This is a genomic window from Cobetia sp. AM6 (assembly GCF_009617955.1).
GTDB classification, from domain to species: Bacteria; Pseudomonadota; Gammaproteobacteria; order Pseudomonadales; family Halomonadaceae; genus Cobetia; species Cobetia amphilecti.
The window spans coordinates 3,176,910-3,201,580 of sequence record NZ_AP021868.1 but is presented as its reverse complement, the minus strand read 5'-3'; the positions used below and the strand labels follow the sequence as shown (position 1 = coordinate 3,201,580).

Here is a 24,671-nt window from a genome sequence, read left to right as displayed (position 1 = left end):
GGGAGGCATGCCGAACCTGTGAAGAGCCTCAAGCGGCAAGGTCGGCCATGAGCGCCGGCAGGTGGCGCGCCAGTCGCGCAAGGTCACGTGGCTCATCGACATCCCAGCTGATCGGCAGGCAAGCGGCCGTTCTCCCCGCCCGTGCCAGCAGCGCCAGAGTGTCCCGGCAGACATGGGCATGGCTCCAGCGGGGCAGCAGGAAGGCTTGCGGGCAGGGCGCCTTGAGGCCGATCAAGCCATAGCCGCCATCTTCGGTGGGCTGCAGCACCGCGTCGTGAGTGCGCAGTCTGTGGGCTGCCTCGCGCAGCCGCTGGCTATCCAGCGCTGGCAGGTCGGAGCCCATCAGCAATACCGGCCCCTCGGGCAGATGTCGGGCCATGGCCCGGGACATTCGCTCACCGAGCTCCCCCTGCGGCTGTGCCTCGAAGGTGAGGTCGGCAGTGGCATCGACAACGCTTCGCAGCCGGGCTTCCAGCGCTGCCCGCAGAGCCGCCTGTTCAGGTGCCTGACTCGACGACTCGGCAGGGGGCGTCAGCATCACCACGACCTTGCCGAGGCGCGCGGCGCAGGCGTGGTCAACGATATGGCTCAGCATCCGCGCATAGAGTCGAGCTGCGCCCTCGGGGCCGAGTGCGGGGATCAGACGTGTCTTGCAGTGGCCGGCGATGGGCAGGCGACCGAAGATGATGAGAGTCGGGCGCACCTCTGACGCGGCATCAGCTGTGGGCAAGGTAGGCAACGCCGTATCACGCATGGGGCATGCCGCGCTGCTCACAGGCCTGCGCCGCGGCGCGATAGCCGTAGAGACGTGCCAGGCGTGCAGGGGAGACGCCACACCAGGCCGCCAGCCGCAGTCCCCACATCTTGACGATGGTGCGCCATACGCCGTGGGTCTCCCAGCGTCGACCGCTGGTCGTGACGCGCGCCGTCAGGTTCATTGGCGGGGTCAGATGCTTGAGCTGGGCACTCAGCCAGATATCTTCCATCAGTGGCATGTCGGCAAAGCCGCCGATGGCCTCGAAGGTCGAGCGCTGCACGAACTGGGTCTGGTCCCCCGTGCTGATGCTGGTCAGCCGCGAGCGCAGATTCATCATGGCGGCGATCATCGGTAACCACGGCGACTCGCCCTTGATGCTGACATCGAAACGGCCCCAGTCGCTGCGGCGATGCGTCGTGACGGCCTCCTTGAGCAATGCCAGCGTATTGTCGGGCAAGTCGGTATCGGCATGCAGAAACAGCAGCCATTCTCCGCGTGCACGCGCGGCTCCGGCATTCATCTGGCGTGCCCGGCCCGGCTCACTGCTCAGCACGGCATCACACAGCGGTCGGGCCAGTGAGGGGGTGCCATCCGTCGAGCCGCCATCCACCACGATCACTTCACAGTCACCGCCCGCGCGCAGGCGACTCAGGGCAATCAGGGTTTGCACGATGCCGGCTGCCTCGTCATGCACCGGCATCACGATGCTCAGCCAGGGAGCGCGCGTCAGGTGCGTGCATGTGCTCGACAGGGAGTCCCGGTTGGCGGGCGTCCGTGATGCTGGGGGTGGCTGCTGGTTCATGGCGGCAGGCTCCGACGATGGCGTATTCGTTGGATCATACGCAGGAGTTCGTAGGCTGGATGCACGAGCGAGATACGCTCTCTCAGCGCGTCATCGTTCAATAAACGCTTGGCGTCGACCCAGTGTCGCTCCATGGCCACACAATGCCTAGCTGGCCATTGGGTGCATGCGAGGGCACAGGACTACATTTCTGTAATTCGAAGGCGGGGCATGAACGGCAGGTTTTCTGAGTCTGCAGCAGGCAAGCGCTGCATTCATAGGCCCTCTCCATAGGCCCTCTGCCAGGCAGCTCCTGGAAAGAGAGCCTGAAGAGAGGGCCTGGATAGAGGGCTTGGAAAGAGCGCGTGAATAAGGGCCAAGGCCTCGCTTCTCAAAAGCCCGTTCTGCTGGAGGTCAGGCCATCAATCGAAGGTGAGGCGATAGAGGCCAGCCGCGCCGCTATCCGAGGTGAAGTACAGGCTGCCATCAGGGCCGAACAGGACATCGAGCGGGCGAATCCAGCGCTGACCGCTGCTGCTGTCCTGCAGACCGGTCAGTACCGGCACCAGGCGTGCTTCAGTGTCTGGCGTCGCCAGCTTGAGGCCCAGCAGGCGAGGCTCACGGCGACTGGCCGGGTCGCCCGCGGCGTTGCCGGAGGGCGCCGTGCCCCAGCTGCCGTGGACTGCCACCACTACATCCATGTCTGCAGCCAGTGGATGCTCTGGCGGTACCACCGCGATTCCCATCGGCGCACTGCGAGCGGGGATCTCGGCCAGCGGCGCTGCAATCTCGTCACGCTTGCGCGGTGAATCGCTCGTGATGCAGTCATCTTTCTGCCAGCGGCCATCGACCCACTGATACCAGGGCATGCCATGGAAGCTGCCTTCGCGGGCAGCAACCACCAGTTCGCGGGGTTGCTCATAGCCCCAGTGGTCGGGGCCGTTGTTGGTGGCCAGCAGGCGCGGCTCACCTTCCATGCCCAGCTGCCAGGCGAGGCCCACCGGGTTGCGCAGCCCGCTGGCCCATGACTGCCAGTGCGGCGCATCGCCGGATTCCTCAAGGCGCAGCACGCCGCCGCGGCGTTCACTGAAGGAGTAGCCTTGCTCGCTGCCTGCGAGGTATTGATTCGAGCAATTGCCCTGGATGCCCAGCGCCAGATAGAGGCCGCCATCCGGCCCGAGACTCAAGGTGCGCGAGTTGTGGCCACCGCCGCCGGGCATGGCGATCAGCTCACGAAAGTCATCGCGGGTGAGAGACTCGCCACGTGAATAGTTGGCGACCAGCAAGGCTGCAGTGGTCGCGACGTAGAGCTTGTCACCGCGCACCACCAGCGAGTGAGGGTAGCCCGACAGTTCGACAAGCGTCTTCACGGCAGAGAGGTTGCCGTCCGGCATCAGCTGAGCGCGATAGACACGCTCGGCCCGCGAACCGATCAGCAGCTCGCCAGCATCAGTGAGGTGCAGCATGCGTGGACTGTCGAGCGAGGTCAGCCGCTCGAGCGTGGCGCCCGCAGGCAGCTTGAGCGCTGGGGCATCGCTGGGCACTTGCTGAGCGCTCACCAGCGACAGTGAGGAAGGGGCCTCTGTCTCTGCCTGGGCTGGCAGAGACAATGCGAGACAGGCCGCCGCGGCACTTGCGACCAGGCGTGTCGCCACTCTTGTTGCCAACCTTGTCGCCAAGCCTGTCATCAGGTGTGCCGGCACCACCCGGGACAGGGATGCGCTTGTGAGGTGAGCGGCGTGAGTCTCGATCGGCATCCGTGCCTCCTGTCATTGAGCCATGCGCATTCAGTCTGGGAGCTGATGGCTTGGTCCGCCAGTGTTGCCCTCAGCCGCGCTTGCTGGCCTTGCGGCGATGCTTGAAATAGCGGCGCCAGCCCTTGAGCGAGAAGAAGGAATAGGTGCGCGCGTAGAAGCGGGCTTCCTGCCAGCCCGGTTGTTGCTCCATTTCCTGTGGGCTCTTGCGCCAGCGCTTGTATTCCCACTGATACTGGGCCGGCGCCAAGGCGATCGCCGCTTCCACCGAGGCATTTACCCCGCGTGCCGAGGCGACTTCCTCTTCGCAATAGACTCCCTCATCCGCAGCGAGGAAGTGGATGGCGAAGCCATGGCCATCTTCCAGACGCTGGGCGACACCGGTGACGACGCGCGCATCGGTTCTCGCCACCAGCTTGGGCAGCAGGGTGGCGGTATAGGCGGGGCGGCCATAGAAGTCGGCGAAGACGCCGCTGCCACGGCCCGGCTCCTGATCCGGCAGTATGCCGATCGCTTCGGCGCGCTTGAGTGCCTTGAGCAAGGCAGCGACGCCACGCGAGTTGGTGGGCACCAGGTTCGCACCCATGCGCTCACGGCCATTGCGGATGATCGGGTCGAGGCGTTCGAACTTGGGCGGCTCGTACATGGCGGTGAACGGGAAATGGCTGGAGAGCCAGAAGTTGAGCACTTCCCAGTTGCCGAAGTGCGGCGCCAGCACGATGACGCCGCGCCCCTCGGCGCGCGCCTCATCGAGCAGGTTGCGGCCGTGGACCTCGAGAATCGAATCGCGCACGGCGTCTTCATCGCCCAGCCACACCTTGCCCAGTTCCAGCATGGTGGCGGTGGAATGCGCGAGGCTGTCGCTCGCCAGACGCGCGCGCGCCTGCTTGTCGAGCTGCGGGAAGGCCTGGCCCAGATTCTGGCGCGTGACCCGGCGCTCACGGGGATTGCACAGCTGCACCACACGCGCCAACGGGCGCGCCAGCCACCAGAGCTGGCGGGTGCTGAGCCCGGACAGTCGTTGCCACAGACAGGCCACGGAGTTGGCCTTGAGAGGAGTCAGGCGCTGTTCCATGGCCTGTTCGAACCGCTTGAGAGTCTTGTCCATCGTCACACGTGAAGTTCCGGTGGTCTGGCGTGAAAGATCGCGCCTGTCTGACGCGAAGGCAGGCGCCGTGACATCGTCAGGTGTCGCGGTGCCGCACTCGAATGATGCTCATTGTGCCAGAGGGGGGCGGTGCCTGCAGGCTCCATCGTGGCAGGCGCCAGACACTGGCGCGGGGTATCATTCAGCACTCAGACAGTCGCCACCTTCGATACGTTCACCTGCTGCGGAATCACCCCAGCCGCCGTGGTGTCGCGCGTGGCGGCGAGTTGTCACCGCCAGTCGTGTGGTGACATCGATCCTCATCGCCAGTGTCCCTTGCCGCGGAGCCCTGATGTCAGCCCCTGATTCCCCCGTTCCCTATCCGCCTTCAGATACTGTCTGCCCGCTGTGTGAGGCGTCCCAGAGCCAGCATGTACTGCACCTGGTACAGCGACGCAGGCCATGCCCCGAGACCGGTCAGCGACCGCCCGCCGACGAGCGCGATTACCTGCGCTGCCCGGAATGTCATCTGCTGTATCTGGCGCCGTCCCAGCGCCTGGATGCCAGGGCGGAGCAGGATATCTACGACCAGCACGAGAATGACCCGGCAGACCCGCGCTATCGAAGTTTCCTGGCCAAGCTCTTCACGCCGATGTGCGAGCGGCTCGCGGCCGGTGCCAGCGGGCTCGATTTCGGCTGTGGGCCGGGGCCTGCCCTGGCGCAGATGTTCGAGGAGGCGGGCCATCCGATGGCGCTGCACGACCTCTATTATCATCCGAACCCGTCAGCGCTCACCCGCCAGCATGACTTCATCGTCAGCACCGAGGTGATCGAGCATCTCTACGCGCCGGGCGAGGTCTTCCGCCAGTGGTTGCGTTGCCTCAAGCCCGGCGGCCTGCTGGGGGTGATGACGCAGCCCGCCTCGGATGACCCGGAGGCGCTCAGGCGCTGGCACTACCTGCGCGATCCGACGCATGTGTGCCTGTTCAGCCCGGCGACCTTTGCCTGGCTTGCGCGCACGCACGGACTCGAGCTTGAGCAGGTCGCCAACGACAGCGTCATCTTCCGCGTGCCCCAACCCGCCTGACAAGGGCGTGGAGCAGGGCGCGGGACAGGGCGTGGGACAGGGCATGGATAGGGCGCGGGACAGGGCATGAATAGGGCGCTAGACAGGGCGCAGCGACATGCCAGACGCCATTGTCGCCAAATGACGCAAAAAGGCTTGGATTTGGCGCGGACTGTCACTATATTGCCCGCGCCTTGACGTATTCTCGCAGGGCAAATTCCCCCTCCCGACGATATCCGCACCTTGCGGCATTGGCTGATCGCTGACTGGCGGCCGGCCGAGGATCTGGTCATGCCCCGTCATCTGCTGTTGATGTCCCTTGCGCCCCTGCTCGGCCTTGCCTTGCTGGGGATCGGTAACGCCATGCTGACCTCGCTGGTCCCGTTGCGGCTGTCTGCCGCCGGCGTCTCGAGCGAGGCGATCGGCCTGATCAGCTCGGCCTACTATCTGGGCCTCGGGCTCGGCGCGCTGGTCAACGACCGCCTGCTGCTGCGCATCGGCCATATCCGCGCCTATGCCGGCTTCGCCTCGCTGGTGGCGGTCGCGGCACTGGCCATGGGGCTGGGCGATCATCCGGTGGTGTGGTTCCTGCTGCGCATGATGATCGGCTGGTCGCTGGTCGGAGTGTATCTGGTCATCGAGAGCTGGCTGCTGAGCGCCGCCGACCCCGCCGTGCGCGGGCGTCTGCTGGCGCTCTACATGATCGTGCTCTACGGCGCGGGGGTGCTCGGTCAGCTGCTGCTGGGCGTGACCGCCATGCTGAGTCTCGAGGCGGCCTTCATGCTGGTGGCGATGCTGGCGGCGGCCTCGGTATTGCCGCTGGTGCTGCTGCCGCGTGTCTCGCCGCTGATCGAACAGTCCGAACCCCTGAGCCCGTGGCGCCTGATTCGCATCACGCCGACGGGCGTGTTCGGCTGTCTGGCCTCGGGACTGGTGGTGGCGGTCATCTACAGCCTGCTGCCTCTGGCGCTGGGCGATGGCGGCACCCTGAGCACCGCGGAGATCGGTCAGCGCATGGCGCTGGTGATTCTCGGCGGCATGCTGCTGCAATACCCCATCGGCCGCTGGTCTGACAGCCACGATCGCCAGCAGGTGCTGATCATCCTGTCGATCGCCATCGTCGGCTTTGCCGCCTTGCTGATGGGGCCGGCGCGCGAGGGCATCGCCCAGCTGACGGTGCTGTTCCTGCTCGGCGGTGCCGCCTTCACGCTCTATCCGGTGGCGGTCAGCCATGCCGCCGACCGTGCGCCCGCCGGTGCCCTGGTGCGCATGAGCCAGGGCCTGCTGTTGATCAACGCGGTGGGGTCGACCCTGTCGCCGCCGGCGGTTTCGCTGCCGATGGCCGAGATGGGCGCGATGCCCGGCATGGCGCTGAGTCTGGCGGTGATGGGTGGCGGCATGCTGCTCTTCTTCGTCTGGCGACGCGTGATGCGTCCGGCGCCGCAACCGTTGGCACCCTTCGAGACCCATGCCCCGCAGACACCGCTGGGCACCGAGCTTGCGGTCGGGCCTGAACTGGTCGAGGCCGCCGAGGAGCACCTGCGTGACGCCGAGGTCGATGACCCGCTGGTCGAGGTCACGCGTGAGCTGGTCGCTGACATGCCGGAGCTGATCACGGATGCCTCGCTGGACAGCCTCGAGGAGATCGAGGTCAAGGAGGAGCAGGCGCTGCACGACGAGCAGGCCTTGAATGACGAGCAGTCATTGCAGGACGCGCAGCGCCAAGTGCCACCACGCGATGATTCGCCGCTGGCGCGCGATTGAGGGCCGCTGGCGCGGCGCTGTCCAGACCTGTCTGGCCGGGCCTTCCCGCCCGGGAATCAGCGTGCGGGATCGACCAGATTGCCCTGTGAGCTATTGCGCCGGAACCAGCCGGTGACACTGGCGCGCGCCTGATGCGTCGGCAGCACCTCATGGGGGATCTGCTCGGAGAGGAAGCACACGAAGGTGCCGGCCTCGGGGGTGACGCGCGCGATTTCGCGGCTGTCATCCTCGGGGTCGTAGAGCACGATCTCGCCGCCGCCGTCGCGCGGCCAGTCCTCATTGAGATAGAGCACGCTGGAGATCAGGCGGTTGCCGCGGCCGCGAAAGCTGTCGAGATGCTTCTTGTAGAAGCTGCCGACCGGATAGTGGGCGAAGTGGGCCTCATACTCGAACAGGCCCAGATAGAGGGCGCGGTTGAGCTCATCCTTGAGCACGTTCATCGCTTCCAGATAGGCGCGCTGGGCGCGCGAGTTGCGGTCCAGCCAGCGAATCGCGTCGCCGCGGATGTCCGGGCGCAGATCATGCTCGCGTCCGCGCCCGATACCCGCCGCCGTCAATTGCTGCCGTGTCTCAAGCTCCGTCAGTTCATCATTGAGCTGAGCGATGACCTGACGCGGCAGGAAGTCGGGGCGCACGCTGTAGCCATGCTCGACCAGTTCATCGATCAGCAGGTTGAGTGCGACAGGGTCCAGCAGTTGGGCGGGTGCAGGTGCAGCGGGCATCAGGCGCTCCGAACGGGAAGTGGCATGGCATCGTGGGCGAGGAGTTATAGTCCAGTGCCATTGTCGGTGCAATATCGTCGGGGCAATGGCAACGGGGCGATGCCATCAGGGCGATGCCATCCGGGCAATGGCGAGCCGCTCGGCGGGAACACACCTTGCCTGATTCAGAAGCACGCAAGCTCAGGGTCTTGAGCTTCAGGGCCGAGGCGGCACGGGGCGCGGCGGTAGATGGCGCAGCGGGGCGCCAGGTGGTGGCGCTGCCTTGAGGCTCACGGCATGGCCGAAGCCGATGGCCATCAGTTCGACCAGCATCATCGAGGACAGCCCCCACAGCACCTGGTCGGCCACGCGATAGCTGGGCACGTACCAGGTCTCGTCGCCGACGGTGATCACATCGGTATGCTCGCGCTCGTCCTTGAGCAACATGCTCAGCGGCATCTCGAAGATCTGCTCGATCTCGCCGGGGTCTGCGCGCAGCGGCAGGTCGGCGGGAATGCGCCCGACAAAGGGCGTGACGCGCATGCCGTGCAGGGAAATCACGTCGCTCAGCTGGCCGAAGACCTCCACGGCGCTGGGCGGCAGCGCGACTTCTTCCTCGGCTTCGCGCAGCGCGGTGGCCAACAGATTGCTATCATCGGGTTCGGCCTTGCCGCCGGGGAAGGCCACCTGGCCGGGGTGCTGGCTGAGATGGCTGGCACGCCGCGTGAGCAGCAGCGTCGGTTCGGGACGATCGATCAGCGCGATCAGGACGGCGGCGCGTGGCAGCTGGTGGTCGGTCGCAAGGGGTTGATGTGCTTGCAGGCGTTGGCGCAGGGCTTCTAGCATGTCGTTTCCTCGTAGGCATTCATCATGTGGCGCGAGGGTCCTGGCGGTCAAGGCGACTGCCATGCCGTTGGGCCCACCGCGCAACGAGGAAGCGGAGACGGGATGTCACTGAAGGGCGCCTTGAGATTTCATGGGAGAGCGAATGAATTATTGCAGTCACTGTGGTGAAACGGTGCGTCTGGCAGTGCCGCAGGGCGATGATCGTCTGCGCTACCTGTGTGATAGCTGCGGCACCATCCATTATCAGAATCCGCGCATCATCGCGGGCACCCTGCCGGTGCGGGATGGCAAGGTGTTGCTCTGTCGGCGTGCCATCGAGCCACGGCTGGGCTATTGGACCCTGCCGGCCGGCTTCATGGAGAACGCCGAGACCACCAGCGACGCCGCTGCCCGCGAGACGCGGGAAGAAGCCGGCGCCGAGGTCAAGCTGCAGGGGCTCTATACGTTGATCGACCTGCCGCATATCAATCAGGTCTACATGCTGTTTCGGGCCGAGCTGATCAGTGACTACTCGGCGGGCGTCGAGAGCCTCGAGGTGGCGCTGTTCGCCGAGGAGGAGGTCCCCTGGCAGTCACTGGCCTTCCCGACCATGGAAGTGACGCTGCGCCGCTACTTCGAGGACCGCCGCCACGGCGAGGGTGACGAGCATTTCCCGCTGCATCTCGAGCAGATCGACCTGGCAACCCGCGAGCACTTCTTCAATACCACCTTCCTGCCCGCGAGCTAGATCGTCTGGCCATTGCTGACCTCGCGTGCCTCGTTCTTCGGGGCGCGCGGGGTCAGAACGTTTCCAGTCGCCAGCAATCGAAGGCGACTTCTTCATAGGGATGGGCCTCGCGCAGCGCCGCCACGGCAGCGGCGATGAGCGAATCGTCACATACCAGCTCTATCTTCAGCTCGGCGACGCGCTCCAGCGTGCCGCAGGTCCCGATATGCGGATTGGCGCTGGCCAGTGGCCGGAACTGGCCGGTGCCGCGTGTCTCGAAACAGCAGGCCTCGTAGTCGCCGATGCGCCCTGCACCGGTGGCAAAGACGGCTTCCTTGACGTGTTCGGCGTCATTCTCCGGGACGAAGAACGCAAGCTTGTACATCGGATGACTCCTGGCAGAAGGGTGAGGGGGCGCTGTCATCAGGTGGCCCTGATCGACAGGGGGTGCGTCAAGCGTGGCAACGGATGCTGGCAGTGCCTGCGTCACGCTCCCGGATGATGGCATAATGCGCGCTGCAACGGCCAAGGACATCGCCATGCTCAAATGGATCAATATCTCACTGCTGCTGCTGCTGGCACTGCTCCAGTATCGGCTGTGGTGGGGCGAAAATGGCATCACCGAATTATTCGATATTCGCGCACGCGTGCAGCAGCTTTCCAAGGAAGATGCGGTGCTGGACAACCGCAATCAGCGGCTCGGCGCGGAAGTGGTCGACCTCAAGAATGGTCTGGCGGCCATCGAGGAGCGTGCACGCAATGACCTCGGCATGGTGCGCAAGGACGAGCAGTTCCTGTGGGTGCCCAACGTCGCGGTGCCGGAACGCAAGGCGCCATCACCCGATGAAGTGGCGGACGGTGCGCTGGAGGGCAAGGGCCTGGAAGGCGGGCTGCCCAAGGTGATCACGCCATGATGCCGACAGACGCCTCGCGCGAGCCCCGTCTGTGGTATCTGGTGCCGGCCGCCGGCGTAGGCAGTCGCATGCAGGCCGACCGCCCCAAGCAGTATCTGGAGCTGTCGCCCGGCGGCTGCGTGCTGGAGGCGACGCTGGCGACACTCAAGCGCGCGCTGCCCGAGGCAGGACTCTGTCTGGTGCTGGGCGCCGACGATGGCTATTTCTCGCCGTCGATGGTGCCGTGGCAGGACTGGCTGCGCGCCGATGGCGGCAGCGAGCGTGCCGACAGCGTGCTGGCGGGCCTGGACTGTCTGAGCCGCCACGCCCATGACGATGACCTCGTGCTGGTGCACGATGTCGCGCGTCCCTGCGTTCGCGAAGCCGATATCCATGCGCTGGTGGCGACCGCTCGTCGCAGTGCCGATGGCGCCATCCTCGCGGCCCCCGCCAGTGACACCATGAAGCGCGCCGCGCCGGCCGGCGACTCCCGCCCGCATGGCGATGGCGGTGGCGATGGCGATAAAGAGCGCGCGCCGAGCATCGCGCACACCGAACCCCGCGTCGGCCTGTGGCATGCCTTCACGCCGCAGGCCTTCCCGCTGGGCCTGTTGCGGCGGGCGCTGCGTGAGGCGCTTGGGGAGAACCCCGCGCTCATCACGGACGAGGCCTCGGCACTGGAGGCCTGTGGCCGTGCCCCCGTGCTGGTCGCCGCCGCCCGCGACAATCTCAAGATCACCCATCCGGAAGACCTCGCCATGGCGCGCCTGCTGCTGGCCGCGCGCGAGGCGCTTCCCGATAGCCCCCGGACGTCTGCCTGACATGACTGAGCAATCTGCAACACCCGCTGCTGCCACTTCCTCTGCGCAATCCGCGGCCTCTCCTCAGCCGGCTGGCCATGTGCCGATGGCCCTGCGCATCGGCCACGGCTTCGATGTGCATCGCTTCGGCGATGGCGATCACCTGATGATCGGTGGCGTGAAGATCGCCTACGAGCATGGCTTCGTGGCGCACTCCGACGGTGACGTGCTGCTGCATGCGCTGTGCGATGCGCTGCTCGGTGCCTGTGGCATGGGCGATATCGGCAAGCATTTCCCGGACACCGACAGCGAGTGGTCCGGCGCTGATAGCCGTGGCCTGCTGCGCCACGTGATCGGGCTGGTCAATGCCGCCGGTTTCGGGGTCGGCAATGTCGATCTCACCGTGATGGCGCAGGCGCCGAAGATGGCGCCGCACATCCAGGCGATGCGGGAAGTGATCGCCGAAGACCTGCGCGTGCCGCTGGCGGTCGTCAACGTCAAGGCCACCACCACCGAGCGGCTCGGCTTCACCGGTCGCAAGGAAGGCATCGCCGCCGAGGCGGTGGTGCTGCTGGGCGCGCTGCCGACCGCGGGCGGAGCCGAGCATGTCTGAAGTGAATGACATGTCTGAGTCGCCTGAGGCGGATGCCCTGTTTGCCGAGGCGCTGACGGCGCTGGACGCCGCGGGCAGCGAGGCGTGGGTCAAGGAAGCCGAATTGATGCAGCGCTGGCCGCATGCGCATGGCGGCCCGCTGGGAGCCGGCGACTTCCGTCACACGCCCGAGGACTTCCGGGTCACCGAGCTGATGGACTTCGTGCCCGAAGGTCACGGTGAGCATCAGTGGCTGTGGGTCGAGAAACGCGGCCTGACCACCGATGAGCTGTGCCGTGAACTGGCCAGCCTGTGTGAGGTCGCGCCGCGCGATATCGGCGTGGCCGGTCTCAAGGACAAGCAGGCGATCACCCAGCAGTGGGTCTCCGTGTGGTTGCCGGGGCGTGAAGCGCCGCAGGATCTCAGCGATGCGCTGGCCGAGAAGGGCGTCCGCGTGCTGGCCAGCGTGCGTCATCCGCGCAAGCTCAAGCGTGGCGTGCATCGCGGCAACCGCTTCGCGCTGCGTGTCAGTGGTGAGGCCGTCGCGCATCCCGAGCTCGAGGCGCGCTGGCAGACGCTGATACGTGATGGTGTGCCCAACTATTTCGGGCCGCAGCGCTTCGGGCATCAGGGACATAATCTCGGCCGGGCACGTGCCGTGCTGGTGCGTGGCTGGCGCAAGCGTGATGACCGCAGCGGCATGCTGCTGTCGACCGCGCGCAGCTTCCTGTTCAACGAGGTGCTGGCCGCGCGGCTCAAGGCGCATTGCTGGGCGACGGCGTTGAGCGGTGAGGTGTTTGCGCTCAACGGGACGGGCTCGCGCTTCGTCACCGACGGCAGCGAGTCGACCGAGACGCTGGCGCAGCGCCTGGCGAGTGGCGATATTCATCCCACTGGCCCGCTGTGGGGCACCGGGCGTGCGGAGGCTCATGCTCAGGTCGCCCAGCTCGAGCAGGTCCTGGCCACGCGTTGGCCGCAGCTGTGCGAGGGGCTTGAGAAGGCCGGCGTCAAGGCGGAGCGTCGCCCGCTGCGCCTGATGCCCGGCAAGCCGCGTCTGGAGTGGGATGTCACGCCAAAGCAGGCGCACGCCGAAGGCAGCGAAGCCAGTGTCTGGCTGCACTTCGATCTGCCGCGCGGCAGCTTCGCGACGGGCCTGTTGCGTGAGCTGATCGCCCACCCGCTGCTGTAGTGCCGTCAGGCGACATGACGACTATCCGATGATTCGCAAAGGAGTGAGATGATGCGCAGGATTCTGCTTTCCAATGATGATGGCGTGCACGCTCCGGGGCTCAAGGCGCTGCATGACGCGCTGGCCGGGCAGGCACGCATTCGTGTGGTCGCGCCGGACCGTGACCGCTCAGGGGCCAGCAACTCGCTGACGCTGAGTCGGCCGTTGCTGCTGTCCGCGATGGAGAACGGCTTCTACAGCGTCGACGGCACACCCGCGGATTGTGTCTACCTGGGCGTCAATGGGGTCTGGGACGAGAAGCCTGACATCGTGATTTCCGGCATCAACCATGGTGCCAACCTGGGCGATGACGTGCTGTATTCCGGCACCGTGGCCGCGGCGATGGAAGGGCGCTCGCTGGGCATGTCGGCGATCGCGATGTCACTGTGCGGCAAGACCCACTTCGAGACCGCCGGACGCGTGGCGGCGAGCCTCGTCGGCGCGGCCGAGACCCTGGCATTGCCGCCGCGCTCGTTGCTCAACGTCAATGTGCCGGATGTGCCGTGGAGCGAGATTCGCGGTTTTCGCGTCACGCGTCAGGGCCACCGTGGCCCGGCGGGCGCCCCGATCGAGGTCAAGGACCCGCGTGGTCGTACCCGCTACTGGATCGCGCTGGCCGGCGATGGCATCGATGATGGCGATGACACCGACTTCGCCGCTATCGCGGCGGGCTATGTGTCGATCACGCCGTTGATGACGGATCTCACCTCCCACGGGGCGCGTCACGATGTGGCGCAGTGGCTCGAGGCGCTGACCTGAGCGACGTAGCGCCAGCCAAGGCTCAAGATTTCGCTGTGAAGTCCTCGTTCGAAGGATATGAATCAAGACCATGAAGGACGTGTATCAGAACGCTTTCCCGCTTGCGCAGTCAGACAGCGCAGCGGGAATCGCCGGGCCCTTGCATCTCAGGCGACCGGACACGGCGCAGCTGAGCGGTATCGGCATGACGTCCCAGCGCACGCGAGACCGCATGGTGGCGCGCCTGGAGGGTGCCGGCATTCGCGATGAGCGGGTGCTGGAGCTGATGGCCAGTGAGCCGCGCCACCTGTTTCTCGACGAGGCGCTGGCGCACCGTGCCTATGAAGATACCGCGCTGCCGCTGGGGCAGGGGCAGACCCTGTCCCAGCCTTACATGCACGCCCGCATGACGGAGCTTGCCCTGGCGCAAGCGCCGCGCCCGCGCGAGGAGTGTCGGGTGCTGGAGGTCGGCACCGGTTCGGGCTATCAGACATTGCTGCTGGCGCGTCTGTTCGCTCGGGTGTCTTCGCTCGAGCGCATCGCCGTGCTGCATGCCAGGGCCGTTCAACGCCTTGGCTGGTTCGGGCTCGACAATGTCGAGTTGCGCCATGCCGATGGTGGGCATGGCTGGCAGGACGATGGCTCGGCATTTGATCTGATCGTGGTGACCGCCTGCGCGCCACATCTGCCGCAGGCGTTGTTGAAGCAGTTGGCCCCGCAGGGGGTGATGATCGTGCCATTGGCCGAGGACGACAGTGATCGTCAGTGGCTGACACGAGTGCGCCACGTCGGCGACACTCAGGATATTCAGCGGTTCGAGGCCGTGCGCTTCGTGCCGTTGCTCGAGGGAGTGATCAGGTGAAACGAGCTTTGAGCGTGTTCTTCAAGGGCGCTGGCATGGGGGCGGCGGATGCCGTGCCCGGAGTATCAGGCGGCACGATTGCCTTCGTGACCGGCATCTATGAAGAATTGATCGAGTCCATCAAGCGCTTCGGCCCCTCCGCCATCGGCGTATGGCGTGAGCAGGGTTTCAAGGCGCTGTGGCAGCATTTGAATCTGGCCTTTCTGCTGCCGCTGGTCGCTGGCATCTTCGCCAGCCTGATCAGCGTGGCGCATCTGGTGACCTGGTTGATGGAGGCGCAGCCGCTGCTGCTCAACGCCTTCTTCTTCGGGCTGGTGGTGTGCTCCGGGGTGGTGGTCGCGCGGCGTATCACCACCTTCCGGATGGGCTATCTGGTGTGGTTGGCGCTGGGGCTGGTGCTGGCCAGCAAGTTGCCCAGCCTGTTGCCTGCCGCCACCGATGCCTCCTGGGTGCTGGTGGTCGGCGGCGCCATCGCCATCAGTGCCATGCTGCTGCCGGGCGTTTCCGGCAGCTTCCTGTTGCTGACCATGGGTCTCTACGGCACGGTGATGACTGGCATCAAGAGCTTCGATCTGCAGCTGATCGTACTGTTCGGCAGCGGCTGCGCCATCGGGCTGTTCACCTTCTCGCGTTTGTTGTCGTGGTTGTTTCGTCATCATCACACCGCGACACTGATGCTGCTGACGGGCTTCATTCTCGGCTCGCTGCCGGTATTGTGGCCGTGGCGCACCATCACCGATTATCGTCTGGGACCCAAGGGTGAACAGGTTCCGCTGGATTACCACTTCATGATGCCGGATACCTACACCAGTGTGACCGGTGAGCCTGCCCAGCTGTGGGCGGCACTCGCCTTGATGCTGGCCGGCGTATTGCTTGTCTGGTTTGCCGGAGAGCGCTCCGGCCCGGATGACGACTCCAGCAATTCCCGCAAGGAGCAGGAACATGCGTGACAGGATGGACAAGGGAATCAAACTGACGTTGGCAGGTCTGGCGCTGGGTGCGCTGACAGCCTGCAGCACGGCGACCACTCGCCCGCAGGTTCAGGACCTCAACGCCGGCAATGCGCGTATCACCTCCGACACCTATACCGTTCAGCGCGGTGACACCCTGTATGGCATCTCCTGGCAGAGTGGCCAGGATTTCCGGGATGTGGCGCGCATGAACGGCTTGAATCCGCCCTACACCCTGCAGCCGGGGCAGACGCTGCGACTGGACCCCAACACCCAGCTGCCGGCCAGTGCGGCGGGCGCTTCCGGCACGAGCGTCGCCTCGAGCGGTGGCGTGGTTGCCACGCCGATGGGCGGGGGCAGCGACAGCTCGATCGCCGGCGGCAGCGAACTGCCTGACTGGCTGGCACCGGATGAATCCGCCATGGCTCAGCAGCAACAGCGCACCAGCCAGGCCCAGTCGCTGACGACCGGCTCGGGTGGCGTGTCCTCGGCAGCCACCGGCGCCGCGGCGGCTGCCGGGCTGGGGCCGGTCTACCAGGAAGGCAGTGAAGAGGCACTCGCCGAGACGGCGCGCAACTCAGCCAATGACAGCGCAGAGCAGGCCAGTAGCTCTGCTACACAGACAGCCAGTCAGACGGCCAGCGAGGCAGCTGCCAGTGCGGCCGCCGCCCAGGCCGAGGCGCGCAAGGCTGCCAAGGAAAAGGCCGAGCAAGCCGCCGCTGCCGCAGCAGCAGAGCGCGAGAAAGCGGCCGCTAGCGTGAAAAATGAGGCTGCCAAGGTTGAAAAGGGCACCAACGTCGCTGGCGAAACCGCCAAGGCTGCACCGGCCAAGAAGACCTATGTTCCGGTAAAAAACGTTGACTGGCAGTGGCCTACGCAAGGCGAGATCATCGGCAAGTTCGGCGAGTCCGAGAGTGTCACCGGCGGCATTGATATCGCTGGTCAAAAGGGGCAACCTGTCAAGGCAGCAGGGCCGGGAATCGTGGTCTACGCCGGAAGCGGAGTACGTGGTTACGGTAACCTCATCATTCTCAAGCACAACGACCGCTATCTGAGCGCCTACGCCCACAACGACACTCTGCGTGTATCAGAGAACGATGTGATCGACGCCGGACAGGTCATCGCCACTCTGGGAGCCACTGACGCTGAACGTGCGCAGCTGCACTTCGAGATTCGCGAGGATGGGCAGCCCAAGGACCCACTGAAATTCCTGCCTAAACGCTGATTCCCACCGCTGCCACAACAACAAGTTCCTGGCACCAGACCAGAGACAACGGGGTATCGACATGAGCATGCTGGAAAAGGATATCGATCAGGCTGAGGTTGAGTTGTCCCTTGAGGATGTCGAGGAGGACGACGATACGCTTGAGGCAGAAGCGGAAGAGGCGGCATTCGAACGCGCCTTGAATCGTGAAGAGCGCAAGCACTACCAAAGCCTGGATGCGACCCAGATCTACCTCAACGAGATTGGTTTTTCCCCGTTGCTCAAGCCCGAGGAGGAGGTCTACTTCGGGCGCCTGGCACAGGCGGGCGACCCCGCCGGTCGTCAGCGCATGATCGAGTCGAACCTGCGTCTGGTGGTCAAGATCGCGCGGCGCTATCTGAATCGTGGTCTGTCGCTGCTCGATCTGATCGAGGAGGGCAATCTGGGGCTGATCCGCGCGGTGGAGAAGTTCGACCCCGAGCGGGGGTTCCGTTTCTCGACCTACGCCACCTGGTGGATTCGCCAGACCATCGAGCGGGCGCTGATGAATCAGACGCGCACCATTCGTCTGCCGATTCATGTCGTCAAGGAACTCAACATCTACCTGCGTGCCGCGCGCCAGCTGACCCAGAAGCTGGATCACGAGGCCACCGCGGAGGAGATAGCCGACTTCCTCGACAAGCCGGTCGATACCGTCAAGAAGATGCTGGGGCTCAATGAGCGCGTGTCATCCGTCGACTACCCGATGGGCGGCGAGAGCGACAAGCCGCTGATCGAGACCATCGCCGACGAGAATGACACCAGCCCGGAGTCCAGTCTGGTGGATGTCGACGTCAAGGCGCATGTCGATGAGTGGCTGGCGGAACTGACCGAGAAGCAGATGGAAGTGGTGGTGCGCCGCTTCGGGCTGCGCGGTCATGAAGCCGCGACGCTGGAGGAAGTGGGCGAGGAGATCGGTCTGACGCGTGAGCGGGTGCGTCAGATCCAGGTCGAGGCGCTCAAGAAGCTGCGGCGCATGCTCGAGAAGCAGGGGCTGACGCTCGAATCCATCTTTGAATGATGCGCGGGCACAGTCGTCATGGCTGTCGATACCCTGATGCAGGTTGCCAATGAAAACGGCCCGCTCGTGATTCGAGTGGGCCGTTTTCATATTGTGTCATCATTATTCTGGCAGAATGGGGGCATTCTGACGCACTGCGCTCGAGTGCAGGGTGCCCCATGGCACTGTTGTCAATTTGGAAACGCTGTATCGTGCAACAAAGTTAGCCAACTAACTGGACGCCCAAAAGAGCGACGATTAGACTAAGGCCACTTTTTCCACGACCCGCTTGAGCAGGGCTGAGGCAGTAGTCCAGCCGATGTGTGAGCTACCTTTTACCTTGTCCTGGTGCTTTCGAGGCGCCATGCAGGTCACGACTGTCACTGATCAGGAACAACGCATACATGGCCAACATTCGCATACTGCCACTGGTGCTGGCGATGGGTTTTGCGACCCAGGCTCAGGCTGCCAATCTGCTCGACATCACGCGTGATGCATTGACCCACAACGCCAGCCTGTCCTCCTCTCGCTCGCTCTATCAGAGCGTCGAGGACAATGAGCGTATCGAGCTTGCTGACCTGCTGCCCCAGATCACTGCCACGGGGACCGTGTCGCGTACCGACGTCACCGGCAATTCCCAGAGCGGCACCGAAGGCGATTACACCGACAGCAATATCGTGGTCAACGTCAACCAGCAGCTGTTCGATGCTGCCGACTGGTATGAGCTCGCGACCAGCAAGGACACCACCCGTCAGCAGAAACTGCTGCTGGATTCCGATCAGCAGCAGCTGCTCTATGACGTGGCGTCTGCCTATTTCACCATCCTGAACAATCGTGATGTGCTCGATGCGCGCATCGCTCAGGAAAAGGCCTTCTCCCGCCAGCTGGACCAGGCCAATCAGCAGTTCGAGGTCGGTCTGATCGCGATCACGGATGTGCAGGAAGCCAAGGCATCCTTCGATGACGCGCGTGCCCAGCGCATCGCGGCCGAAGCCGATCTCCAGGTCAGCTTCGAGGCCCTGCAGCAGCTGACGGGCCAGCAGTACGATTCCATCGATGGTCTGGAAGAAGATCTGGCGATCGAAGCGCCGGTGCCGGCCAGCCGCGGCAAGTGGGTCGAGATGGCATTGTCCAACAACCCGCTGATCGGTGCTGCCCAGAAGGGTGTCGATGTCGCCAGAGGCGATGTGAAGACCTCCCGCGCAGGCCACCTGCCGGAAGTCGGCGCCTTCGCGACCTACTCCTACGATGAAACCGACATCGATACTGCCGGGGGGTATCAGGAATACAACCAGATCGGTATCCAGGCCTCCCTGCCGATCTATACCGGTGGCCGCACCTCCGCCCAGGTACGTCAGAGCACCCATCTGCTCGAGCAGAGCCAGTACGACCTGCTCGATCAGCAGCGCTCCACCACCCAGAGCGTGCGCTCGCTCTACAGCCAGGTGCGCAGCGACGTCCTGACCGTCAAGGCGCGCAAGCAGGCGATCGTCTCCAGCCGCAGCGCACTGGAAGCGACTCGCTCCGGTTATGAAGTCGGCACCCGTAACATCGTCGACGTGCTGGACGCCGAGCAGGCCCTGTATCAGGCGCTGGCGGACTACGCCTCTTCGCGTTACACCTATGTGCTTGACCTGCTCAACCTGCGTCAGGCGGCAGGTATCATCGATATCAACAGCGTGCGTGACCTCAACGAGAGCCTCAAGGCAGATCGTCAGGTATCCCTGGTGCTGAATGATGAGAGCCCCGACGAGCTGGAAAACGTGACGCCCTGATCGTCCCGCGCTGGCTTACGCCACGTGCTGCATGCACCCCCGCAGGCCTTGCCTGCGGGGGTGCATGCGTTTGAGGGCATCAGTTGGTCAGGTCACTGATCGTCAGGCATGTGTTCATCAGGCAAGTGATGGCCAGACAGGAGGCGCCGAAAAAGCAGCGCGCAAGGGCAGCGCGGCGTGGAGGTAGGCGGTTTTGCGGTTGTTTCGGACGAAAATCCTGCATGTGTTTTAACGGGCAGTGGTTTCTATCGGTAATTTGGGGAAAGTTTGGTGGTTTTCAGCGTGACCTGACGGCGATGATGGAAAATAATTGAGGGGCTTGCTCTGCTGTCTGTCATTTTCACCGATCACCCTGGAGTCCCTTCATGTCCCGCCCACTGCGCGCTGATATTGATCTCGATGCACTGCGTCACAACTATCAGCTGGCCTGCGAGCTGGCGCCGCATTCGCGCGCCCTGGCCGTGATCAAGGCGGACGCCTACGGGCATGGTGCGGTGGCGTGCGCGCAGGCACTGGCGGATCTCGCCCCCGCCTTTGCGGTGGCCACGATAGAGGAGGCGCTGGCGCTGCGGGCGGGCGGCATCTCTCATCCGGTCGTGCTGCTTGAGGGGGTGTTCGAGGCCGCGGAGTACGCCTTGGCGGCCGAGCATGACTTCTGGTGCGCCATCCACAGCGAATGGCAGTTGGCGGCCCTCGAACAGAGTGAGCTTGCGCAGCCCTTGTCCTGCTGGATCAAGTTCGACTCAGGGATGCATCGTCTCGGCTTCACGGCCGAGCAGGTGCTGGACGCCAAGGCGCGCCTCGAGGCGTGTGGCAAGGCGCGTGACCTGCACCTGATGACGCACTTCGCGAGTGCTGACAGCCTTACGCCGGACTACTTCCAGCAGCAGATGGCGGCGGTGACAGCCCTGGCGGCCCAGGCGGAGCTGCCGCTGTGTCTGGCCAACTCACCGGCGACGCTTGCCTGGCCAGAGACGCATGCGGCCTGGAACCGCCCGGGAATCATGCTCTACGGGGCAGACCCGCTGGAAGGCGCCAATGATGCCAGTCGGCGCCTGAAGCCGGTGATGACGCTGTCTTCGGCCATCATCGCCGTGCGTGAGATCGCCATCGGTGAGCCGGTAGGGTACTCGGGGCGCTTCGTGGCCACGCGTCCGACGCGTATCGGTGTCGTCGCCTGCGGCTATGGTGATGGCTATGACCGCCACGCCGTGGATGGCACGCCAGTGCTGGTGGATGGTCAGGAAACGGTGCTGGCCGGCAAGGTGTCGATGGACATGCTGACGGTGGATATCACGGACCTGCCCGAGGCGGGTGTCGGTTCACGTGTGGTGCTGTGGGGTGAGGGGCTTGAGGTCAATCGCGTCGCCGCCAGCTGCGACACCATCAGCTATACACTGCTGACGGGGCTGCTGCCGCGCGTGCCCAGACACTATCATGGCGGCGTTGGCAGTGTGGCGCACGACACGGGTGTCGCGCAGTTGGCCAGCGCTCAGCCGCTGGATACGCACGCCTGACCTGACGGCAAGGCTCGCGCGGTCTACAATGGCCGCCGTTGCCCGTCGAACGAGAGAGTCATGGCCAAGAAGAGCTATCCCGAGAGTTTTGCACACCCCCGCTACTGGCTGACCTGGCTGGGCATCGGTGCCATGAAGGCTTCGGCCTATCTGCCCTGGTGCGCCAAGTTGTGGCTGGGGCGTGGCCTTGGTGAGCTGGCATGGCGCTTCGGCAAGCGTCGTCGTCACATCACTGACACCAATCTCAAGCTGTGCTTTCCCGAGTGGAGCGAGGCGGAGCGCGCGCGTCAGGTACGCAAGACTTTCCACGCCAACGGCATCGGTATCTTCGAGACGGCCACCGGCTGGTGTCGTGATCCTGAGCACATGCGTGATCGCGTGACCTTCAAGGGGCAGGAGCACATGGAGCGCGCCATGGCCCAGGGCAAGGGGGCGCTCATCGTGGGCATCCACTTCTCGACCCTGGATCTGGGCGGCGCCCTGCACTCGCTGTTCTTCCCGGCCGATGTCGTCTATCGCCCCCACGACAACCCGCTGTTCGAGCGCTTCATGACCCGTGCGCGCAATGGCATCTTCGGCACCGCCATCGATCGTCACGACCTGCGGGGCGTGGTACGTCGCATCAAGAGCGGCCATGGCGTGTGGTATTCACCGGATCAGGACTTCGGACGTGATGTCAGCGTGTTCGCGCCGTTCTTCGGCATCGATGCCGCCTCCATCAAGCTGACGGCCAAGATCGCCCGCATGACGGGCGCGCCGGTGATGCCCTTGATGTTCCACCGCAATCCGGACAATCGTACCTATACGCTGGAGTATCTGCCGGCGCTGGACAACTTCCCGAGTGGCGATGACGTCGCCGATGCCACGCGCATCAACGCCTTCATCGAAGGGGCGATCCGCAAGCATCCCGAGCAGTATCTGTGGCTGCACCGTCGCTTCAAGACACGTCCCGAGAAAACCGATCCGTCCCTGTACTGAGGTGAACCATGAGCAACGACATCTCTTCTCACGTCACCCTGACCGAGGTGGAAGCGCGGCTGGCCGCTGGCGATACCTTCGTGCTCAATCAGGTCGCGGAATGGTGCCCGGATTGCACCGAGCGTCAGCGTCCGGCATTGCCTGCCTTCGAGGCGGCGCTTGCCCGTGGCGGTCTGCCACTGGTGACCCTGTGCGTGCAGCAGACCCGTGGGGTCTATCTCAGCGATGCTCATGCACAGCTGAGTGAGCGTATCGGCGGTGCGGGCTATCCGCGTACCTTGCTGGTTCGCCACGGCCAGCCGGCGAGCCTCGACAGTGGATTGAACCGCGTCGAGGTGATGAGCGAGCCCGATCTCGTCGCCTACGCCGAGGCCTTGATCGCCGCGCTGTAGACCGTCACCCCTGGCATCGATCATCCGCCGTTGTCAGGGGGATGACGCGAGTGATGCACACAGCAAAGACCCCCCGTTCGGCATCTCGCCGAACGGGGGGTCTTTGCTGTGTAAAGCGGCACCCGACAAGCAACATCACCTGCCCGAGCTGCATGCGTGCGGTCAACCGAGTGCCGCCTATCGTGTGCCTATGACAAGACGTGCGGATGACGGGGCAGGCTTTCAACCCATCAGAAGGGCTGAGGCAAATTCTTTTACTGAAGTGCGACATCATGTTGACAAAGCTTTAGTTTATTACCATCTTGGCAATAACGAGTCAGGTGGCTGACACACCTCCTGATCGCCGCTTTCAGCACTCTGGAGTGCGCCTGAGGCGTCATCCGTCAGGGGCTGACTCCGCCGCGACAATTCTCACATGACATAAGGAATTGACATGCTCAACTACGCCATCATCTTTCTGATCGTCGCTGTCATTGCCGCCGTACTGGGCTTCGGCGGCATCGCCGGCACCGCAGCGACCATCGCCAAGGTCCTGTTCGTGATCTTCCTGGTGCTGTTCCTGGTGTCCTTCTTCAAGAGTCGCCGCAAGCCGTGAGGCTCTGATTCCCTGCCACGGGTCAGACTGACGGCAACAGGCCGCAAGCCATCACGTGATCGGATAGTCGACTTCGAGACAGTACGGCTCACGGACAGTACGACTTAGAGACAGCAACGCCCGCGCCGGTGATCGACCGTCGCGGGCGTTGCTCGTTCAGGCGCTGGCCTTTTTTACCACTGAGGGCTGGGCAGGTTCAGACGATGGTGACCGGCCTGCAGGCCGTGTTCGATGAAGCGACGATCCACCTCGAATTCGGCCTGGGCGAGAATCGCCTCCACCACCTTGTCGGCATGCTGTTGCAGCAGCACCAGATGGCCGTATTGCGCGCCCATCAGCGACAGGGTCTTCAACAGCTCCAGCAGGGCCAGACAGATCGAGAGGTCATCACGGCCATAATGCAGAATCGGCGTGATGGAGCGGTAGAGGAGGCTTGCGAAGGACTCCATCTGCCAGCTGACGCGAACGGCCTTGTGATCATCCACACAACAGTTGCACAGCGGCACCGACATGCGCTCGCTTAGCAGCTCCGTCAGCTGGTGCATGCACAGCCGTGCCGTGCCGGGGTCATTGATGCCGGGTGACAGTGCCTTGATGGCGACTTCCATCAGCTGGGTCAGGCCGTGCTCGTGCAGGTCCTCGACGGACTCCCCATCCAGATAGCCAAGCGCGGCACGCAGGTTCTTGATCAACTCGGCCTGCTGCTCTTCATCGAGCTCTTCCCCTGCCGTCGCGCCCTCTGGCAGGCCGTTGGGCCACTCGATGCGCATCAAGGGCATGCCGCTGACGATGAAGGCGCCCAGCGCGAAATCCAGATGCACCACCATGTCATGCTTGATGGCCAGCTGGCGCAGCGCCGAGAAATCGACCTGCTGGATGTAGCCACGCCGGCGTGCCCGCAGCAGCTGGCACTGGTCGTCGTCACGGCTGACCTCGCGCTCGCAGAAGCCATCGTCACGATTGCGCTGACGCAGGCGCTCCAGCGAGAGGCGGGTGCGTCCGGACAGGCGCCGCGCGACGGCGTTGATCTGTACCGACTGCGAGACCTGATGGATGAAGTAGACGAACATTCCCAGGCAATTGACCATCATCAGCACGCCCAGATAGACCGCCAGCGAGCGCCACAGGGTCGGGGAGTCTCCCGTATTGGGCACCATCAGGTTGACCAGCAGGAACAGCAGGCTTCCCAGGTAGTGACCGAGCACCAGCTGGTGGTGGCGCTCGGTCACCAGGCCCAGCAGCAGCTTGTGGGAGAACTGCGCGCCGGCCTGGGTGAGCACGCTCATCACCATGGTGAAACTGAAGACCATCAGCGAGATCAGGCCGCCGACCAGCGCCGCCAGCAGGGTACGTGGGGTGTCATGTTGCTTGAAGGTCAGTGCTTCGAAAAAGTCGCTATTCGGCAGCGAGGAAGGGTCCGGCAGCCCGGAGGGCATCACCGAGATCAGTCCCAGCAGGGTATAGACCATGGCCAGCATGCTGGGGAGATAGGCGATGCTGGTGGTCCAGGTTCGCAGCCACATGAGGGGTTGCTGTAGCCAGCGATTCATAGACGGTTCCCGAACGGATGGATTGGCAAGCCTCTGTTATGACGGCTCGCGCCGAGCACTGCAAGTCAGCGTAGCGTGCTGGCAGGAGGGGGCAGG

General features: G+C 64.5%; 25 protein-coding genes. 17 read left to right on the top strand and 8 right to left on the bottom strand.

Annotated elements, in window-relative coordinates; translation table 11 throughout:
• Window positions 1-28: 28 nt before the first annotated feature.
• The 4 genes from CLAM6_RS13465 to CLAM6_RS13450 form a co-directional block, all read right to left on the bottom strand.
• Window positions 29-730, bottom strand: coding sequence for a TIGR04282 family arsenosugar biosynthesis glycosyltransferase (locus CLAM6_RS13465; RefSeq protein ID WP_172978711.1), 702 nt, complete (start codon window positions 728-730; stop codon window positions 29-31).
• A 16-nt stretch (window positions 731-746) separates the two neighbouring features.
• Window positions 747-1,559, bottom strand: coding sequence for a TIGR04283 family arsenosugar biosynthesis glycosyltransferase (locus CLAM6_RS13460; RefSeq protein WP_197738686.1), 813 nt, complete (start codon window positions 1,557-1,559; stop codon window positions 747-749).
• 401 nt (window positions 1,560-1,960) lie between these two features.
• Window positions 1,961-3,295: a PQQ-dependent sugar dehydrogenase gene (locus CLAM6_RS13455; RefSeq protein ID WP_153636377.1), complete on the bottom strand. Its 1,335-nt coding sequence runs from the start codon at window positions 3,293-3,295 to the stop codon at window positions 1,961-1,963.
• A gap of 70 nt (window positions 3,296-3,365) precedes the next feature.
• A complete protein-coding gene (locus tag CLAM6_RS13450; protein WP_242007680.1) occupies window positions 3,366-4,400 on the bottom strand; it encodes a lysophospholipid acyltransferase family protein in 1,035 nt (344 codons plus the stop codon).
• A 331-nt stretch (window positions 4,401-4,731) separates the two neighbouring features.
• On the opposite strand from CLAM6_RS13450, the gene CLAM6_RS13445 reads away from it, so the two are divergent.
• Both CLAM6_RS13445 and CLAM6_RS13440 read left to right on the top strand, forming a co-directional pair.
• The gene (locus tag CLAM6_RS13445) at window positions 4,732-5,466 is read left to right on the top strand and encodes a class I SAM-dependent methyltransferase (protein WP_153636376.1); all 735 of its coding nucleotides are present in this window, start codon (window positions 4,732-4,734) and stop codon (window positions 5,464-5,466) included.
• 270 nt (window positions 5,467-5,736) lie between these two features.
• Entirely contained in the window at window positions 5,737-7,209 is a 1,473-nt protein-coding gene (locus CLAM6_RS13440; protein ID WP_153636375.1) for an MFS transporter, read from the top strand.
• Between the two features lie 56 nt (window positions 7,210-7,265).
• Here CLAM6_RS13440 and CLAM6_RS13435 read toward each other — a convergent pair whose 3' ends face one another.
• Window positions 7,266-7,931 carry a 2OG-Fe(II) oxygenase gene (locus tag CLAM6_RS13435; protein WP_153636374.1) on the bottom strand — a complete coding sequence of 222 codons (666 nt, stop codon included), beginning with the start codon at window positions 7,929-7,931 and terminating at the stop codon, window positions 7,266-7,268.
• Between the two features lie 195 nt (window positions 7,932-8,126).
• Window positions 8,127-8,756, bottom strand: a complete 630-nt coding sequence (locus CLAM6_RS13430) for a CoA pyrophosphatase (RefSeq protein ID WP_054555561.1) — start codon at window positions 8,754-8,756, stop codon at window positions 8,127-8,129.
• A 142-nt stretch (window positions 8,757-8,898) separates the two neighbouring features.
• Between CLAM6_RS13430 and CLAM6_RS13425 the strand changes: the two genes are divergently transcribed.
• Window positions 8,899-9,483, top strand: a complete 585-nt coding sequence (locus tag CLAM6_RS13425) for an NUDIX hydrolase (RefSeq protein WP_153636373.1) — start codon at window positions 8,899-8,901, stop codon at window positions 9,481-9,483.
• Between the two features lie 52 nt (window positions 9,484-9,535).
• Here the strand turns inward: CLAM6_RS13425 and CLAM6_RS13420 are convergent, their stop codons facing one another.
• A complete protein-coding gene (locus CLAM6_RS13420) occupies window positions 9,536-9,847 on the bottom strand; it encodes an NGG1p interacting factor NIF3 (RefSeq protein WP_153636372.1) in 312 nt (103 codons plus the stop codon).
• Between the two features lie 124 nt (window positions 9,848-9,971).
• On the opposite strand from CLAM6_RS13420, the gene ftsB reads away from it, so the two are divergent.
• The 14 genes from ftsB (at window position 9,972) to CLAM6_RS13350 (ending at window position 23,025) form a co-directional block, all read left to right on the top strand.
• Window positions 9,972-10,376: a cell division protein FtsB gene (gene ftsB / locus CLAM6_RS13415; RefSeq protein WP_225347115.1), complete on the top strand. Its 405-nt coding sequence runs from the start codon at window positions 9,972-9,974 to the stop codon at window positions 10,374-10,376.
• Entirely contained in the window at window positions 10,373-11,176 is an 804-nt protein-coding gene (locus CLAM6_RS13410; RefSeq protein ID WP_242007679.1) for an IspD/TarI family cytidylyltransferase, read from the top strand. The genes ftsB and CLAM6_RS13410 overlap by 4 nt, the downstream gene beginning before the upstream one ends.
• A 91-nt stretch (window positions 11,177-11,267) precedes the next feature.
• Window positions 11,268-11,768 (top strand): 2-C-methyl-D-erythritol 2,4-cyclodiphosphate synthase, encoded by a 501-nt coding sequence (gene ispF / locus CLAM6_RS13405; protein ID WP_054555734.1) that lies wholly within the window; start codon window positions 11,268-11,270, stop codon window positions 11,766-11,768.
• The gene (gene truD / locus CLAM6_RS13400) at window positions 11,761-12,936 is read left to right on the top strand and encodes a tRNA pseudouridine(13) synthase TruD (RefSeq protein WP_242007678.1); all 1,176 of its coding nucleotides are present in this window, start codon (window positions 11,761-11,763) and stop codon (window positions 12,934-12,936) included. The genes ispF and truD overlap by 8 nt, the downstream gene beginning before the upstream one ends.
• A 51-nt stretch (window positions 12,937-12,987) precedes the next feature.
• The gene (gene surE, locus CLAM6_RS13395) at window positions 12,988-13,734 is read left to right on the top strand and encodes a 5'/3'-nucleotidase SurE (RefSeq protein WP_043331401.1); all 747 of its coding nucleotides are present in this window, start codon (window positions 12,988-12,990) and stop codon (window positions 13,732-13,734) included.
• 184 nt (window positions 13,735-13,918) lie between these two features.
• Window positions 13,919-14,575 (top strand): protein-L-isoaspartate(D-aspartate) O-methyltransferase, encoded by a 657-nt coding sequence (locus CLAM6_RS13390; RefSeq protein WP_242007830.1) that lies wholly within the window; start codon window positions 13,919-13,921, stop codon window positions 14,573-14,575.
• Window positions 14,572-15,525 (top strand): DUF368 domain-containing protein, encoded by a 954-nt coding sequence (locus CLAM6_RS13385; protein WP_242007677.1) that lies wholly within the window; start codon window positions 14,572-14,574, stop codon window positions 15,523-15,525. Before CLAM6_RS13390 ends, CLAM6_RS13385 begins: the two co-directional genes overlap by 4 nt.
• A complete protein-coding gene (locus CLAM6_RS13380) occupies window positions 15,518-16,750 on the top strand; it encodes a peptidoglycan DD-metalloendopeptidase family protein (RefSeq protein ID WP_242007676.1) in 1,233 nt (410 codons plus the stop codon). The genes CLAM6_RS13385 and CLAM6_RS13380 overlap by 8 nt, the downstream gene beginning before the upstream one ends.
• Window positions 16,751-16,811: 61 nt before the next feature.
• Window positions 16,812-17,789: an RNA polymerase sigma factor RpoS gene (gene rpoS / locus CLAM6_RS13375; RefSeq protein ID WP_043331399.1), complete on the top strand. Its 978-nt coding sequence runs from the start codon at window positions 16,812-16,814 to the stop codon at window positions 17,787-17,789.
• A gap of 383 nt (window positions 17,790-18,172) precedes the next feature.
• On the top strand, window positions 18,173-19,543 hold the full coding sequence (locus tag CLAM6_RS13370) for a TolC family outer membrane protein (protein WP_153636370.1): 1,371 nt from the start codon (window positions 18,173-18,175) through the stop codon (window positions 19,541-19,543).
• Window positions 19,544-19,908: 365 nt separating this feature from the next.
• Window positions 19,909-21,060: an alanine racemase gene (alr, locus tag CLAM6_RS13365; protein WP_153636369.1), complete on the top strand. Its 1,152-nt coding sequence runs from the start codon at window positions 19,909-19,911 to the stop codon at window positions 21,058-21,060.
• 60 nt (window positions 21,061-21,120) lie between these two features.
• Window positions 21,121-22,038, top strand: coding sequence for an LpxL/LpxP family Kdo(2)-lipid IV(A) lauroyl/palmitoleoyl acyltransferase (gene lpxL, locus CLAM6_RS13360; RefSeq protein ID WP_153636368.1), 918 nt, complete (start codon window positions 21,121-21,123; stop codon window positions 22,036-22,038).
• Between the two features lie 8 nt (window positions 22,039-22,046).
• On the top strand, window positions 22,047-22,430 hold the full coding sequence (locus CLAM6_RS13355) for a TlpA family protein disulfide reductase (RefSeq protein ID WP_153636367.1): 384 nt from the start codon (window positions 22,047-22,049) through the stop codon (window positions 22,428-22,430).
• A 433-nt stretch (window positions 22,431-22,863) separates the two neighbouring features.
• Window positions 22,864-23,025, top strand: a complete 162-nt coding sequence (locus CLAM6_RS13350; protein WP_043331394.1) for a DUF1328 domain-containing protein — start codon at window positions 22,864-22,866, stop codon at window positions 23,023-23,025.
• Between the two features lie 173 nt (window positions 23,026-23,198).
• Here the strand turns inward: CLAM6_RS13350 and CLAM6_RS13345 are convergent, their stop codons facing one another.
• Window positions 23,199-24,548, bottom strand: a complete 1,350-nt coding sequence (locus CLAM6_RS13345) for a DUF2254 domain-containing protein (protein WP_159055846.1) — start codon at window positions 24,546-24,548, stop codon at window positions 23,199-23,201.
• Between the last annotated feature and the right edge of the window lie 123 nt (window positions 24,549-24,671).